General features: G+C 70.9%; 6 protein-coding genes. All 6 read left to right on the forward strand.

Features of this window, described 5'->3' with window-relative positions; genetic code table 11:
- Positions 1-95: 95 nt before the first annotated feature.
- The 6 genes from KY661_RS29655 to KY661_RS29680 all read left to right on the forward strand — a co-directional run bounded on the left by KY661_RS29655 (position 96) and on the right by KY661_RS29680 (position 16,625).
- Positions 96-7,457 (forward strand): non-ribosomal peptide synthetase, encoded by a 7,362-nt coding sequence (locus KY661_RS29655; RefSeq protein ID WP_225413421.1) that lies wholly within the window; start codon positions 96-98, stop codon positions 7,455-7,457.
- On the forward strand, positions 7,450-12,069 hold the full coding sequence (locus KY661_RS29660) for a type I polyketide synthase (RefSeq protein WP_225413422.1): 4,620 nt from the start codon (positions 7,450-7,452) through the stop codon (positions 12,067-12,069). The genes KY661_RS29655 and KY661_RS29660 overlap by 8 nt, the downstream gene beginning before the upstream one ends.
- Entirely contained in the window at positions 12,062-13,267 is a 1,206-nt protein-coding gene (locus tag KY661_RS29665; RefSeq protein WP_225413423.1) for a patatin-like phospholipase family protein, read from the forward strand. The genes KY661_RS29660 and KY661_RS29665 overlap by 8 nt, the downstream gene beginning before the upstream one ends.
- Before the next feature lie 166 nt (positions 13,268-13,433).
- Positions 13,434-14,930, forward strand: coding sequence for a right-handed parallel beta-helix repeat-containing protein (locus KY661_RS29670; RefSeq protein ID WP_225413424.1), 1,497 nt, complete (start codon positions 13,434-13,436; stop codon positions 14,928-14,930).
- A 115-nt stretch (positions 14,931-15,045) separates the two neighbouring features.
- On the forward strand, positions 15,046-15,564 hold the full coding sequence (locus KY661_RS29675) for a secretin and TonB N-terminal domain-containing protein (protein WP_225413425.1): 519 nt from the start codon (positions 15,046-15,048) through the stop codon (positions 15,562-15,564).
- Between the two features lie 98 nt (positions 15,565-15,662).
- The gene (locus KY661_RS29680) at positions 15,663-16,625 is read left to right on the forward strand and encodes a dioxygenase family protein (RefSeq protein WP_225413426.1); all 963 of its coding nucleotides are present in this window, start codon (positions 15,663-15,665) and stop codon (positions 16,623-16,625) included.
- Positions 16,626-16,657 lie beyond the last annotated feature (32 nt).

A 16,657-nucleotide genomic window follows, 5' to 3' on the forward strand; every position in this document is an offset into this window, starting at 1 on the left:
CTCCCGGCGTGGCCCGGCCATTCTGTCTGGAATGGCCCAGCGCTGGGGGCACGTCCCAAAAGAGTCGTGAGCGTCGTTTCTCAGAGGAGTTGCGGATGACATCGGCCCCTGACGGAGGGCCATGGCAGGCCTCCGTCTCGTTCATCCATGCGTTGTTCGAGTACCAGGCAGACACGCGCCCGGAAGCCATCGCCGTGCGCTCGGAGCAGGGACATCTCACCTACGGGCAGCTGGAGGCGCGGGCCAATCAGGTGGCCCATGCGCTCCGGGCCCGGGGGGCGGGGCCCGAGCACCGGGTGGGCCTGGGGACCGGGCGGTGTCTGGACATGCTGGTGGGCCTGCTGGGGATCCTCAAGGCGGGGGCGGCCTACGTGCCGTTGGATCCGGCGTATCCGCGCCCGCGTATGGCCTTCATGCTGGACGACGCCGATGTCTCCACGGTGCTCACGCGCGGCGCCGTGGAGGCCCTGCTGCCCCTGGAGTCGCGCGAGGTGCTCCGCCTCGATGCGGAGGAGGCGCTGGCGGCCTGGCCAACGGCCCGCCTCGCGCCGCTCGCGGGCCCGTCGCACCTGGCCTATGTGCTCTACACGTCGGGCTCCACGGGACAGCCGAAGGGCGTCCAGGTGGAGCACCGGAGCCTGCTCAACCTGGCGGATGCCCTTGCGCGGACCTTCGGGCTGGGGCCGGACAGCCAGGTGTTGCAGTACGCGTCCATCTGCTTTGATGTCTCGCTCTGGGAGCTCCTCGCGGCGTGGCTGTCGGGGGGAACGCTGCACCTGCTGCCCTCGGACGCGCGGCTGCCCGGGGGGGAGCTGCTGGCGTTGCTGCGCGAGCGGGCCATCACCCACGCGGTGCTGCCCCCCTCCGTGCTCGCCGTCCTTCCGGATGCGGCGTTGCCGGCACTGAAGGTGCTGGTCTCGACGGGCGAGGAGTGTCCGGCGAGCGTCGCCGCGCGGTGGAGCCCCGGCCGGCGCTTCTTCAATGCCTATGGGCCCACCGAGGCCACCGTCCACGCCACCTGCTTCGAGGGAACGGGGGGCGCCCGGCCGCCGCCCATCGGCCGTCCCCTCCTGGGCATGAGCGCGCACCTGTTCGATGAGCGGCTCCAGCCGGTGGCGGAAGGCGCGGTGGGCGAGCTGTACCTCGGGGGCGTGGGGGTGGCCCGGGGCTATCTCCACCGCCCGGAGCTGACGGCGCAGCGCTTCGTGCCCCACCCGGTGACGGGCGAGCGCCTGTACCGGACGGGCGACTCGGCCCGGCTGCGGCCGGATGGGAACCTGGAGTACCTCGGCCGGAGGGACCACCAAGTGAAGATCCGCGGCCACCGGGTGGAGCCGGGCGAGGTGGAGCACGCGCTGGCAAAGCACCCGGCGGTGCGCGCCGCCGTGGTGGTGGGCCGCGAGGAGGTGCCCGGAGCGGCCCGGCTGGTGGCCTACCTCGCCGTCCGGCCTGGGAGCACCCCAGGCCCCTCGGGCTGGCGCCGCTTCCTCCGGGAGACGCTGCCGGAGTACATGGTGCCCGCGGTGTTCGTGGAGCTGCCCGCCCTGCCGCTCTCGCCCAACGGCAAGGTGGACCGGCAGGCCCTCCCCGCGCCGGGCAAGGCGCGCCCCGCGCTGGCGGCCCCCTTCCGCCCTCCCCTCACGCCGCTCCAGTTCGCGCTGGAGAGCGTGTGGAGCCAGGTGCTCGGCGTGTCCCCGGTGGGGCTCGACGATGACTTCCTGGAGCTGGGCGGAGACTCCCTGCGGGCGGCGGAGCTCTCCGCGCGGGTGCGCGACGTCCTCGACGTGGACCTGTCCCCGCACGAGGTGCTCCAGGCAGGCACCCTCGCCCGCCTGTCCGGGAGGGCCGAGGCCCGGAGGGAGGAACCCCGGGGCCTGCCTCCCCTCGTTCCCATGCCGCGCCCGGCGCGCTTGCCGCTCTCCTTTGCCCAGCAGCGGCTGTGGTTCCTGGAGCAGCTCCGCCCGGGCACCGCCGTCTACAACCTGCCCTTCATTGTGCGGCTCCGGGGCCCGCTGGACGCCGCCGCGCTGAAAGGCGCCCTGGAGGCGCTGGTCCTTCGCCATGAGGCCCTGCGCACCACCTTCCCGTCCGTGGGCGGCGAGCCGGTGCAACACATCGCGGCCCCGGCCCCGGTGCCCTTGCCGCGGCTCGACTGGCGCGCGCTCCCGGAGGCCGAAGGCGAGGCCCGGCTGGAGGCCTTCGTCCGGACGGAGCTGGCGCGCCCCTTCGCCCTGGACGAGGGCCCGCTGCTCCGGGCCCACCTCGTCGCGCTGCGAGAGACGGACCATGCCCTGCTGCTGGCCCTTCACCACGCGGTCTGTGATGGCGCTTCCATGGAGGTGCTGGTCCGGGACCTGACGGCGCTCTACGAGGCCCAACTGGACGGAGAGCCCTCGCCGTTGCCCGGGCTGCCGGTTCAGTACGCGGACTACACGCTCTGGCAGCAGCACGGGATGCAGGGGCCGGTGCTGGAGCGGGGGCTGGCCTTCTGGGCCCAGGCGCTCGAAGGCGCCCCGCGCACCCTGGAGCTCCCCACGGACCGGCCGAGGCCGGAGACGCCCACGTTTCGCGGCGCGGCCGTGGCCTTTCAGATTCCCACCGGGACATCCCGGGCCCTGGATGCGCTGGCCCGGGCGGAGGGCGCCACCCCCGTCATGGCCTTGCTGGCGGGGCTCGGCATCCTGCTCCAGCGCTGCACGGGCAGCAGCGAGGTGGTGGTGGGAAGCCCCGTCGCGGGCCGGGACCGGAGCGAGCTGGAGGGGCTGGTGGGCTTCTTCGTCAACACCCTGGCCCTGCGTCTCCCGCTTCACGGGGACCCCACCTTCCGCGAGCTGCTCGGCCGCGTGCGCGAGCGGAGCCTGGCGGCGTATGCCCACCAGGACATTCCCTTCGAGAAGGTGGTGGAGCGCCTGCGGCCGGACCGCGCGGGAGGCCACCAGCCCCTGTTCCAGGTGATGTTCGCGCCCCAGCGCCCGCCCGCCGAGGGCGTGACGCGCGGCGGGCTGACGCTGAGCCTCTCGGAAGCGGACATCCAGACGGCGCCGTTCGAGCTCACCTGGAACGTGTGGGAGCGCGAGGGCCAATGGGAGGGCACGCTCCTCTACAGCACGGAGCTGTTCGAGGCCTCCACCGCCGGGCAGCTCCTCCAGGACTTCAAGGCCATCCTGGAGGAGGCCGCCACGGTTCCCGAGCGGCGCCTCTCCCAGTACGAGCGGCCCCGCCCCGGGAGCGGCACCGAGGCCACACGGCGGGCCGCGATGGAGTCGGCCCTGTGGGCCCTGCCCGGGGTGGAAGAGGCGGTGGTGCGGCTGCGGCGCTCGTGGGACGGCAAGCCCCTGCGCGTGGCCTATGCCGTCTCCAGCACCCGCGCGCCCCTGGAGCTTCCGCCCCCGTTGGCCCCGGACGCCCTCGTCCCGCTCCATGCCCTGCCGCGGACACCGGCCGGACACGTGGATGAAGAGGCACTGCGGCAGGTGCCCCTGTTGGAGCCACACCTCGCGCGGCAGTGGGAGGAGCTCCTGCGGCGGCAGGAGGGAACCGGCGACGTGGCGGTGGCCGTCCTCCCCTGGCAGGAGCCCCCGTCCTTCCTGCACCTGGCGGAGGTGTTGCCGGGCTTTCAGGCGGAGCACCCCGGAAGCGAGGCCCCGCCTCCACCGGAAACGGAGCGTTCTTCGCCGGCGGCTTCCACCGGGAGGGCCCTGGCGTTCAGCGACGGAGGCCCGCTGGAGCTGCCCCGCGATGCGCCGAGGACCCTGGTCGAGGCGCTGGTGCGCACGGCGTCGGCCGCTCCGATGCGGGGAATCACGTACATCGGCGCGGATGGGGTGGAGCAATACCAGAGCTATCCAGAATTGTTGCACGAGGCCCGCTGTGTGCTGACGGGGCTGCGCGCCCGGGGCCTGGAGGCGGGGGCGCGGGTCCTCCTGCAACTCGGCTCCCTGCGTGAGCACTGCACCGCGCTGTGGGCGTGTCTCCTGGGGGGTGTGAAACCCGTCACAGTGGCGATTGCTCCCGCCTACGACAAACACAATTCAGTGGCCGTGAAACTCCACAATATCTGGGAATTGCTCGGCCACCCGCCGGTGCTGACCAGTGGACGGTTGGTGCCCGCGCTGGAGGGACTGCGCGCCGCCTTCGCCATGGCGGACTTGCGGCTGCTGTCTTTCGAGGAGATGCAATCCTCCTCCCCCGCTGAAACACTGCATCCCGCAAAGCCGGAAGAGGTTGCATTTCTCCAGCTCAGCTCGGGCAGCACGGGGGTGCCCAAATGCATCCAGGAAACACATTGGGGAATGATTCATCATTTCCATGCCGAAGCACGGCTCAATGGCTATACCCCCGAAGACGTCTCATTGAATTGGCTTCCGTTCGATCATGTGGCACCGACGCTCATCTACCACCTGGGTGTAACGTATCTCGGACACGCCCAGGTTCACTCCAGCACCGAGTGGGTCCTCGCGGATCCGCTGCGTTGGTTGGATTTGATGGAGAGACACCGTGTCAGCTACAGCTGGTCACCCAACTTCGGATTCAAGCTGGTCAGTGATGCGCTCCGTCAGGCACCCCACCGTTCCTGGCGGCTCGACGGGCTCAAGCGGTTGATGAACGCGGGGGAGCAGGTGACCGCCTCCGTCATCCGGGAGTTCCTCCAGGCCACGGCGCCCTTTGGCCTCCGCACGCAGGTGATGCAGCCCGCGTACGGCATGGCGGAGCTGTGTACCGCCATCACCTACCAGAATGACTTCGACCCCGGGCGGGGCGTGCACCGGGTGGCCAAGTCCTCGCTGGGTGGACGGCTGGAGCTGAGGGACACCGAGGATGCCGCCACGGTGACGTTCGTGGAGGTGGGGCCTCCGAACGCGGGTGTGCAGGTGCGCATCGTGGACGGGGAAAACCAGGTGCTACCGGAAGGTGTCATCGGGCGCGTTCACGCCCGGGGCCACGTGATGACGCCGGGCTACCTCTCGAACGAGGCGGCGAACCGGGAGGCGTTCGTGGAGGGAGGCTGGTTCAACACGGGCGACTCGGGCTTCCTCCTGGGCGGGCGGCTGACGCTGACCGGGCGCGAGAAGGAGATGATCATCGTCCGGGGCTCGCACCTGTATTGCCATGAGATTGAAGACATGGTGCGAGACATCGCCGGCGTGGAGCCGACGTATGTCGGGGCGTGCAGCGTGGATGTCGCGGCGCTGGGCACCGAGGGCTTCGCCATCTTCTTCGTGCCCCGCGAGGAGGAGCCCGCCGCGTGGGCGCGCATCGCCACGGAGATGCGCCAGCGGGTCACCGCGCGGCTGGGGGCCGCGCCCACCTTCATCATCCCCGTTCCGCGCGAGGCGTTTCCCCGGACGACCAGCGGGAAGATTCAGCGCGGGACGCTCAAGAAGGCCCTGGAGGCGGGAGCGTTTACCCAGACCCTTCGGCAGCTCGACCTGCACCAGGGCAATGCCAACACCCTGCCCGCGTGGTTCTTCCGGCGGGTGTGGCGTCCCAAGCAGGCCGTCTCGAGCCCCTCCGCGCGGGACGGGGCCTGTGTCCTCTTCCTGGACGGGCCCGGGCTCGGCGCGCGCGTGAGGGAGGCGCGAGTCCAGGCGGGCCAGCGCTGCATCACGGTGGAGCCGGGCACGGTGTTCACCCGGACGGGGCCTGATGCCTTCCGCTTCGCGCCCGATGACGCGGAGGCCTATCCGCGCCTGCTGGCCGCCCTGGAGGAGGAAGGGGTGCGGCTGGCGCAGGTGCTGCACCTGTGGACCTGGGAGGAGACGCAATCCCAGACACCGGAGGATCTCCAGCGCAGGGGGGTGATCAGCCTGCTGCTCCTCTCGCAGGCGCTCTCGCGGCGGCGGGAGGATCCGGCGCCCCTGCGGCTCCAGGTGGTCTCCCGTCAGGCCCAGCCCATCGTGCCCGGCGAGGACGTGGCGTGTGACGCGGCGCCGATGCTGGGATTGCTCCAGACGCTTCCGCAGGAGCTGCCCTGGCTCGATGCCCGGCACCTGGACCTGCCCCGCGTGTCTCCGGACGAGGCGGTCTCCTGGGTCCTGCGCGAGCTGGAGGTGCTGTCCCCGGAGCGCGAGGTGGCCTGGCGTGGGGGACAGCGGCTCGTGCCGCGCCTGGAGCAGGTCCAGCCCAAGGCCCAGGGCCCGCACCGCCCTGCCTTTGTCCCGGGGGGCGTGTATCTGATCAGCGGCGGCCTGGGCTCACTGGCCGTGGAGCTGTCCCGCCGCCTGCTCAAACACCACCGGGCCCGGTTGCTGCTCCTGGGCCGGACGCCGCTGGAGGGCCCCGAAGCCGAGGGGCGTCTCCAGGCGTGGCAGGAATTGACCGGACTGGCCGCGAAGACGGGCGGCGAGGTGCATTACGGCGCGGTGGACATCTGTGATGCCGCCGCCCTGGGCGAAGCCGTGTCCCATGCCGAGACGCGCTGGGCCCGGCCGCTCGACGGCATCCTCCACCTGGCGGGGGTGTTGGAGGAGCGGATCCTCGCCGAGGAGACGGTGGAGCACTTCCGCTCGGTGCTGCGGCCCAAGGTGGAGGGGACGCGGATCCTGGAGCGGCTGCTCGACACCCGGCCCGAGGCCTTCTTCGTGGGGTTCTCCTCGGTGAACGGCACGTTCGGCGGCTTCTCCGTGGCCGCCTACTCCGCCGCCAACCGGTTCCTGGATCACTTCGTCCAGGCGCGGCGGGGGGCGCACGGCACGCGGCACTTCTGCTTCGCTTGGAGCCGGTGGGAGGGCATGGGCCTCGTCCTGTCGGAGACCGAGGAGCGCCTGGCGAACGCCCGGGGCTACCAGACGCTCTCCCGGAGCCAGGGATGGAACTCGCTCCAGGTGGCGTTGGGGCAGACGCCGGAGAACCTGCTCATTGGCCTGGATGCCCGGAGCCTCCCCATCCGCGTCCGGATGACGGGGGTGTCCCCGCAGGCGCTCCAGCTGCGCGCCTTCGTCACGGGCGGCGCCGCGCGGGTTTCCGGCGAGGTGCGCGATGTGCTGGGCCTGCCCACGCCCGCCCCGGTGCTCCAGCGGGTGGAGCGCATCCCCCGGACGCCGGAGGGCGCGGTGGATCTCCATGCGCTCCTGTCCCTGGAGGGAGGAGCGCGGCGGGCCGCCCAGCAGCGGCTCGCGCCCCAGAGCGAGGCGGAGCAGAAGGTCGCCGCCATCTGGAAGGAGGCGCTCGGCGTGGAGGAGGTGGGCGCGCTCGACAACTTCTTCGAGCTGGGCGGGCACTCGCTGCTGCTGTCCCAGGTTCGCAGCCGGTTGGCGCGGGACTTTGGCCAGCAACTGCCCGTGCTGGAGTTGTTCCGCTACCCCACGGTGAGGGCCCTGGCTGCATACCTCTCCGGGAAGGCGTCTCCCCAAGCAGGAAGCGAGCCCCTGGAGGAGCGGGCTCGCAAGCAACGTTCAGCGCAGGGCCGTCACCGGCAGCGTCACACCTTGAAGGGCAGGAACGGACAGGATGAGTAAGGCGGAAGTGGAGACGGACACTGCCCCCACGGGCATCGCCATCATCGGCATGGCGGGGCGCTTCCCGGGCGCGAGGGACTTGGACGCCTTCTGGCGGAACCTCCGGGAGGGCGTGGAGTCCATCACCCGCCTGACGGAGGCCCAGCTCCAGGCCGCGGGCGTCGCCGAGGCCCAGCGGCGCCACCCGCGCTACGTGGCCGCGCGGGGCTTGCTGGAGGGCGTGGATCTCTTCGACGCGGACTTCTTCCAGATCAACCCCCGGGAGGCCGCGCTGATGGATCCGCAGCAGCGCCTCTTCCTGGAGTCCGCCTGGGAGGCCCTGGAGTCCGCGGGGTACGAGGCCGGGCGCTTTGCCGGCCCCATTGGCCTCTTCGCGGGGGCGGGCGGCGCGGGCTACCTGCTCCACCACGTGGCGCCGCAGTCGGACAGCCACGAGCTGCTGGAGAGCCTAGGCTCGGTGCTGGGCAATGACAAGGACCACCTGACCACCCGCGTGGCCTACAAGCTGAACTTCCGGGGCCCCGTCATCACCGTGCAGACGGCGTGCTCCACCTCGCTGGTGGCGGTGCAGCTCGCCTGCCAGGCGCTGCTCGACTTCCAGTGCGACATGGCGCTGGCCGGCGGGGTCTCCATCGCCTTCCCGCTGGGCACGGGCTATCTGACGCAGGAGGGCCACATCCTCTCGCCGGATGGCCACTGCCGCCCCTTCGACGCGGGCGCCGAGGGCACGGTGCCGGCGGATGGCGTGGGCGTGGTGGTGCTCAAGCGGCTGGAGGATGCGCTCGCCGACGGGGACACCATCCGCGCGGTCATCCTGGGGGCGGCCGTCAACAACGATGGCTCCTCGAAGGTGGGCTACACGGCGCCCAGCATCGACGGGCAGGCGGAGGTCATCCAGCTCGCCCACGCGCTCGCGGGCGTGGAGGCCCGGAGCATCTCCTATGTCGAGGCGCACGGGACGGGCACCGCCCTGGGAGACGCCATCGAGATCGCCGCGCTGAAGCAGGCCTTCCGCCGCGCGGGCCCGGCGCAGGGCTTCTGTTCCATCGGCTCGGTGAAGAGCAACTTCGGCCACCTGAACACCGCCGCCGGCGTGGCGAGCCTCATCAAGACGGCCCTGGCGCTGGAGCACCGGCTCCTCCCTCCGAGCCTCCACTTCCAGGGCAATGATCCGAAGTTCGGCCTGGAGGACAGCCCCTTCACCGTGAACGCCGCCGCCACCGCGTGGCGCGAGGGGGCCACGCGCCGGCGCGCGGGGGTCAGCTCCTTCGCCATGGGGGGAACCAATGCCCACGCGGTGCTCGAAGAGGCGCCGCCCCGGCAGCCCGGCTCCCCGGCGAGGCCGTGCCAGCTCCTCGTCCTCTCGGCGCGCACGGGCTCCGCGCTGGAGGCCATGAAGCAGCGGCTCCACGCCCACCTGAAGGCCCATCCCGAGGTGGCGCTCGCGGACGTGGCGTACACGCTCCAGGTGGGGCGCCGGGCCTTTCCCCACCGCTTCGCCGTGGCGTGCCGCGAGACGGGCGATGCCCTGCGGGCGCTCCAGGCGCCCAGTGGCACCGAAGCTGCGCCCGAGACGCCTCCGGGGGTGGCCTTCCTCTTTCCGGGCGAGGGCGTGGAGCACCTGGGGGCCGCCGAAGCGCTCTACCGCACGGAGGCGGTGTTCCGTGAAGAGGTGGACCGGTGCACACGCCTGTTCCAGGCGCGGCATGGGCTGGATCTGCACGGGATGTTCACCGCGGACGTGACGGCGTGGGAGCCCGTCCGGGCGGAGGCGGCCCTCTTCACCGTGGGCCATGCGCTCGCCCGGTGGTGGCTGTCCCTGGGCGTGAAGCCCGTGGCCCTGCTGGGCCAGGGCCCTGGAGAGCTCGTCGCGGCCTGCCTGAGCGAGGCGTTCTCGCTGGAGGACGCGCTCGCCCGCGTGGTGGCGCGGGGCCGGTGGACGCAGGGCTCGCTGGAGGCCCTGCCCTCGGTGGTGCGGGAAGGCCACCTCCTGCTCGAAGTGGGCCCGGGGGAGAGCCTGGGCGCGCTGGCGCGGCGTCACGGTGCCCCCCTCCTCGCCAGCCTGCCCGCCGAAGCCACCTGGGACGCGGTGGGACGGCTGTGGATGGCGGGCGTGCCCATCGATTGGAGCGCCCTGCACGAGGGACAGCGTCGCTACCGCGTGCCCCTTCCCACCTACCCCTTCGAGCGGCGGCGCCACTGGCTGGGCCGGGCCGTGGAAGCGCCCGCGCTGGGCACCCTGGAGGAGACGATCCGCCAGGAGCTGGGCATCGAATCCCTGGAGCGCCATCCGGGCCTGACGGAAGGGCTCCGGGCGCTCTGCTCCAGCCACCTGTGTGCGTACCTCCAGGCCAACGGCATTGGCACGCACGTGAACGCCGTCCACGGCCGGCAGGCGCTGCGGGAGCAACTGGGCATTCAGCCCCGGTTCCACAAGCTCTTCGACGCGATGCTGGCGGGCCTGGCCGAGGATGGAATCCTCCAGCTCCAGGGCGAGGAGGTCCGCTTCCTGCGCGAGGGCGGCACGCGGGAGGCCCCCGCGCGGATCCGGCAGAGGCTGGACGAGACCCATCCCCGCTTCCAGGGCCTGTTCGAGTTCGTGGAGCACTGCCTGGGCAGCTACGACGCGGCGCTGCGCGGCAAGGTCGAGGCCATCAGCGTGCTCTACCCGGGGGGTAGCTCCCAGTTCCTCCAGCAGTGCAAGGCGCGCACGGCCGAGCACAGCCACGAGCGCATCTACCTCCAACTGCTGCAAGAGGCCCTTCGCCGGCTCGCTCAGGCCACCCCGGGCCGGCGGCTCCGGATCCTGGAGCTGGGCGGGGGGCAGGGCCTGTTGACCTGGCCCGCGCTGGCCGCGCTGAAGGGCGTGGACCTCGAATACCACTTCACGGATCTCGGCCGGGCGTTTGTCGAGGATGCGCGGCGCGAGGCCACGCGGCGGGGGCTGGACGGCGTCATGCGCTTCGGCGTGCTCGACATCTCCCGCCCGCCCCACGAGCAGGGCTACGAGGAGGGAACCTTCGACGCCGTCATCGCCTACAACGTGGTCCACGCGACGCGGGACGTGCGGCAGTCGCTCCAGAACGCTGGGACGTTGCTGCGTCCCGGCGGGTTGCTGGGCCTGGTGGAGGCGGTGCGGCTCTCGCGCTGGGACGTGCTCTCCTGGGGGCTGGCCGAGGGCTGGTGGTACTTCGACGACGGCTTCCGGAAGGACTCGCCCCTGCTCCCGCTGTCCGGCTGGGAGGGCGTCCTGAAGACGCTGGACTTCGAGGCCCTGGAACTCTTTCCCCAGGCGGAAGCGGTGCGCGCGCAGGTGGACCACGGGCTCGTGCTCGCCCGGCGCCAGGAGGCCCGTACCTCCGCCCAGAAGCCCCCGGTCCTCTCGCCGCAGGCACCCCTGGCGGCTTCCGCCAGCGCCCGCCACCCCCGCCCGGAGATGGCCATGGCGTACCTCGCGCCCCGGACGGGGCTCGAGCAGCGCATCGCCGGCATGTGCGAGGAATTGCTCGGCGTGGCCCCGGTGGGCGTGCAGGACGACTTCGTGGCGCTGGGCGGCGACTCGCTCATCGTCCTGCGCTTGATGGACCGGCTGGAGCAGGAGCTGGGCCAGTCCGTGCCGGTGGGGACGGCCTTCAGCGGGCTGACCGTGGAGCGGCTGGCCCACTCGGTGGAGGGAACCCCCCGGGCCGAGGAGTCCTCCCTGCTGGTGCCCCTCCAGACGCGGGGCACGAAGCCGCCGCTGTTCTTCGTGCACCCGGCCGGGGGCGTGGCGTTTCCATTCTTCGAGCTGGCGCGCCAGCTCGGAGCGGATCAGCCCTTCTACGGCTTGCAGGCCCTGGGGCTGGATGGGCAGTCCGCGCCCGACGAGCGCGTGGAGGACATGGCCCGGCGCTACATCGCGGCGATTCGAAGCGTTCAGCCGCGCGGGCCCTACTTCCTGGGCGGCTTCTCGTTCGGGTGCCTGGTGGCCTACGAGATGGCGCAGCAGTTCACGGAGGCCGGCGAGCAGATCGGCCTGCTGGCCATCGTGGACGAGCCGGCGCCGCTGGCGGGCCACCGGCCCACGCCCTGGATGATGACCCGCTTCCTGACGGCGGGGGTGGCCCGTTCCCTCTGGCCGCACCTGCACGACTACCTCTACCTGGCGAACGCCACGCGCAAACGCGAGGAGCCGCGCCTGCCCAACCGGCTCCGGGTGTCCCCACGGATGCTGGAGACCTTCCTGGCCCGCTCGGCGCTGGCGAACTTCGTTCCCGAGGATTCGCGGGTGCTGGCCCTGCGCCAGGGGGCGCTGCTGCCCATGGTCCAGCTCTTCCTTCTGCACGTGCGCGAGGCCTTCGCGTACGAGCCCCGGGCCTACGCCCACCGGGTGACGCTCTTCTCCACGGACGAGGTGCGCAACGGCCGGGGGCTCCGCAACCCGATGATGGGCTGGGACAAGCTGGCGGCGGGCGGCGTGGAGTCCCACCCGGTTCCGGGCGACCACTTCTCCTTGCTGAAGCCGCCCCACGTCCAGGTCTTCGCCCGGAAGCTCTCCGAGTGTCTGGCAAAAGCCCAACTGTCCCCGCAGGCGCAGCGTCCTTCACCCTTGATCGAGAGTCCCCATGCCTGAGTCCAAGAAAGACAAACAGCAGCCGGAGCGGATGCGAATCCTTGCCTTCGACGGCGGCCCCAGCTCGCTCATCACCCTCCGGGTGCTCCGGGAAATCGAGGTGATGTTCCCCGGCTTCCTTGAACGCACGCGCATGTTCTCGGGGACGTCCCTGGGCGCCTTCGTCAGCCTGTACCTGGCGCATGCCTTGACGCTCAAGCAGCGCAAGGGGGACACGTCTCCCAGCAGTGTTCAGATCATTGATGACTGCATCGAGTTCAACGACAGGATTACCCGGCAGTTCAAGGTCCGGCCCATCAACGTCCTGAGGGCCGCGTCGGGGCTCCTGCCGCTGTATGACGGCGAGGGCATCCGCTCCATCCTGGAGGAGACCTTCGGCGAGGCGAAGCTGTGTGAGCTGGATCGGATGGTGGTCATCGAGGCCTTCGACTCGACCGTCTGGCGCAAGACGACCTACCACCAGTTCCCGCCCGAGGCGGACGTCCTCACCACCATCGTGGACGCGGCCCTGGCGAGCTCCGCGTTTCCGGTGCTCATGCCGCTCTACCGCTCGGGCACCAACCTGGGCGAGCGCGGCAACAACCTCATGATGGATGGGGCGCTCTCCAACAACAGCACCGCGATGACGGCCCTGTCCGATGCGCTGCTCTACCTCGCCCACCAGGACGGCCACGACGCGATGGAGGACACCCAGTCCGAGGCCCGGTACCTGCCCCGGGTGTCCATCCTCTCGCTGGGCTGTACGCCGCAGTCGGCCAAGTGGTTCGAGAAGTGGTCGGAGATCAGCGCCTCGCTGAGCATGTTCCTGGACTCCCTGCTCCCGGGCCACCCGAGGCGGCCCATGCTCAAGCAGAGCTACGGGTGGATCTGGCTGCTCCTGCACAACGTCCGGGCCGCCATGGCCTTCGTCGAGGGCGGTGCCCAGTCCGACGTGCGCTACGCCACGGAGCTCCTGGGCCCCTTGCGCTTCTTCCGCTTCCGGCCAGACCTCAACGCGCTGGATGTCATGTTGAGCCTGGTGGGAAACCCAGACACGGTGATTCGCCAGTCCGCGGAGACGGCCCTCCTCACCTGGCGGCAGGAGTTCGAGGCCTATGAGCTGATGCAAAAGCAGCCCCCCTCACTGCGCAAACCCTGGCACCACCTCCTGGGCTGGGTGGAGGAATACTGGATGAACGCTCCCCCTCCCACCGAGTAAGCCCACTCTCTCTTGCCTGGTGAATTGTCAGGCATGGGCAGGACCCGGCGGGTGGGGTGGAGTAGGCATCGATTTGTTGGGATCGTGACTATCGATGACCTATTCCGGACTTCCTTCTCGAACCCTCTTCCGCCGTACCCTTCCCTCCCTCTCCTGGCTGCCGTGCATGGGCCTGGTGCTGGCCCTCTCTGGGACCGAGGCCTTGGCCTTGGATGATGGAATCGGTGCACAGAACCGGCCGGATCTTGCCTTCGCGAGCGTGGCTCCCCAGCGCATCTTCCACGTGTCCACGAGTGGCAGTGATGGAAACCCAGGCACGGCCACTCAGCCGTGGCGGACGCTGAACTACGCGGCCACGCGGCTGCGGGCCGGCGAGGCCGCCTATGTGCACGCGGGCACGTATTCCGAGCGCGTGTCCATTGGCTCCAGCTCCGCGGACGGTACCGCCACGGCGCCCATCCAGCTGCTGGGGGCCCCGGGCGAGGCGAAGCCCATCATCCGCGGCGGGGATTCCAAGACGGGCGCCATGCTGCGCCTGCAGCGCCGGTACTGGGTGGTGTCTGGCTTCAACATCCAGGCGGCGGGCTCGCAGACGCACGGCGTGCGGTTCGAGGGGGCGCGCAACTCGGTGGTGCGCGACACCGAGGTGGCGGGCGGCACCGGGCCCTCGGCGGTGGTGTTCTACTCGGGCGCCAGCGACATCGGCTTCCTGAACAACAAGGTCCACGACTACACCTGGAGCGGCAAGGACAGCCACGGCATGCTGGTGCTGCCGGACACCTCGCGCATCCTCATCCAGGGCACCGAGTCCTGGGGTAACGGCGGCGACTCGTTCCAGTGCCAGGGCACGGACACCGCCACGGGCAGCGCCCACCCCACGGACATCACCCTGGAGAACAACCGCTTCCACGAGGACCGTGAGAACGCGGTGGACATCAAGACGTGTGACCGTGTCACCCTGCGCGGCAACAAGTTCTACGGCTACCGCCCCACGTCCACCGCGCCGCAGGGCGCCGCGGTGGTGATGCACTACTCGGCGCGCCGCATCCTCATGGAGGGCAACCGCCTGTGGAACAACGGGCGGGGCCTGTCGCTGGGCGGGAACATGATCCTCCGCGAGCCGGTGACGGACGTCATCATCCGGCGCAACCTGGTGTTCGACGGCAGCACCTCCGGTGGCGGCAGCGGGGACGGGCTGCGCGTGGGCACCAGCCGGCGCGTGCGCATGCACCACAACACGCTGGCGTTCCTGCCGGTGGGCGGCATCAAGGTGGGCGATGGCTCGGACGGCCCGGCCGAGGCCACCGAGGTGTACAACAACGTGGTGTACGCCACGCCCAAGGCGGTGGAACTCCAGCTGAGCGGCACGACGGGGTTCAAGTCGGACCGGAACCTGGTCTACCAGGCGGGCGCCACGGCGCTGTTCCGGCTGAACGGCAAGGACACGACGCTGGAGAGCTGGCGCTCGTCCACGGGGCTGGATGGGACGAGCCGCGTGACGGATCCGCTCTTCGTGGCGGACCCGCGCAACAACGACTTCTTCACGGTGGTGGGCTCGCCGGCGCGCAACAACGCCATGGCGCTGACCATCCCGGCGCCGGTGCTGAGCGGCTCGGTGTGCGAGGGCACGGCGGACCTGGGCTTCCTGGAGTCCTGCAACTGATCCACTGGCCCTGGGGGCTTGCGGAAGGGAAGACCTGACGCAGCCCCGGGTGCCGTTGTCCCCCTCGTGGGGGAGGGCTATCCTGGGGGAACTTCCCGTTCCCGCAGGAGGCTCCATGAGCCGGGTAGGTGCCCTCTTCGCCGCGCTGCTGGTGCTGGCCTCCCCCAGCCTGGCGGAGCCGCCCAAGTCCGAGTCCAAGCGGATCCACCTCGATGTGGTGCGCGCGGATCTGCACGATGTGCTGCGGATGCTCGCCGACGTGGGCCGGCTCAACCTCGTGGTGTCCGAGCAGGTGAAGGGCCAGGTGACGCTGAAGCTGAAGAACGTGCCCTGGCGGGAGGCGCTGGACGTGGTGCTCGCCTCGAAGGGGCTGGGCCAGGAAATCCAGGGCAACGTGCTGCGCGTGGCGCCGCTGAAGGAACTGGCCGAGGAGGCGGCCGCGCGCACCCAGGTGAAGCAGGCGCGCGAGGACGCCGCACCGCTGAAGACCTACTTCATCCCGGTCAGCCATGCCCGCGCCGCGGAGCTGCTGCCCCACGTGCAGGCACAGCTGTCTCCCCGGGGCAGGGCGAGCGTGGATGCGCGGACCAACACGCTCATCGTCACGGACGTGGAGCCGGTGACGCTGCCCTGAGGGAAGCCGGGCCTGCGGAGCCACGTAAGGTTTCCTTAAGGTCCCCCCCGTACAAAGCCATCCAGGGTGCGGCACTTCCGCCGCGCCAAGGAGCCTGGATGCGCCACAACGCCAAGAAAGACATGTCCCCCCCGGAGCTGACCCGCCGCCGAGTGCTCGGTGGAATCGGTCTTGCCCTGGCGGCCCTGCCGCTCAGCCAGTTCCTGGCGTGCGGGAACGACGATGACGCGGGCACGGGGCCCGGCGACGGCACCCCGGACCCTGGAGCCTGGGCCACGGGGGGGACGGCCGCGATGGTGGCCGCGAGCACCTACCCCAACCCCTTCGCCTCGGACGCGGGGACGTGCCAGTTGACCTGCGAGGCCACCCTGGGCCCCTGCTATGCGGAGACCCTGGAGCGCAAGGACATCAGCGAGGGGCACGATGGGTTGCCCGTACGGCTGGCGTTTCGAGTGGTGAACGAGAGCTGCGCGCCCATCGCGGGGGCGTCGGTGGATATCTGGCATGCGGCGCCGGAAGGGCTCTACTCGGGCGAGGACGCGGATCCTTTCTGCACGGGGGATGATCCGTCGGCCACCTCCGCGCGCTGGTTCCGGGGCACGCAGACGACGGACGCGGATGGCCGGGTGGACTTCGATTCGTGCTTCCCGGGCTGGTACAGCAGCCGGACGATTCACATCCACTTCACCGTGCGTCTCAACGGCGACGAGTACGTGACGTCTCAGCTCGTCTTCGACGACGCGCTGGATGACGAGATCATCACCACTCAGCCGCTCTACAACGCGCGTGGGCCGCGCGACACGACCAACGCGACGGACAACGTCGTCTCGGCGGACAGCGCTCCGGATTACAGCTTCCAGACCCAGCGGATGTCCGACGGCGCGATGCTGGCCTGGAAGACCCTGGTCATCCGCTCCTCGCTCTCGAACGCCAGGTGCCAGGTGCCTGGCGGCGGCGGTGGCGGCGGCCCGGGTGGCCCCGGCGGTCCTCCCCCGGGGGTCGACGGCGGCATGCCTCCCCCGCGCGATGGCGGTATGGGCCCCCCGCGCGATGGCGGCTGAGCCCAGGCTTCACCGCCAAGAAGGTGCGAGCC

Source organism: Allostigmatella hybrida, assembly GCF_020103775.1.
In the GTDB taxonomy this organism is placed as follows: domain Bacteria; phylum Myxococcota; class Myxococcia; order Myxococcales; family Myxococcaceae; genus Hyalangium; species Hyalangium aurantiaca.

Coding starts and splice junctions, on each gene's coding strand:
- KY661_RS29675 (WP_225413425.1), top strand. CDS start 15,046: ATGAGCCGGGTAGGTGCCCTCTTCGCCGCGCTGCTGGTGCTGGCCTCC.
- KY661_RS29660 (WP_225413422.1), top strand. CDS start 7,450: ATGAGTAAGGCGGAAGTGGAGACGGACACTGCCCCCACGGGCATCGCC.
- KY661_RS29670 (WP_225413424.1), top strand. CDS start 13,434: ATGGGCCTGGTGCTGGCCCTCTCTGGGACCGAGGCCTTGGCCTTGGAT.
- KY661_RS29655 (WP_225413421.1), top strand. CDS start 96: ATGACATCGGCCCCTGACGGAGGGCCATGGCAGGCCTCCGTCTCGTTC.
- KY661_RS29680 (WP_225413426.1), top strand. CDS start 15,663: ATGCGCCACAACGCCAAGAAAGACATGTCCCCCCCGGAGCTGACCCGC.
- KY661_RS29665 (WP_225413423.1), top strand. CDS start 12,062: ATGCCTGAGTCCAAGAAAGACAAACAGCAGCCGGAGCGGATGCGAATC.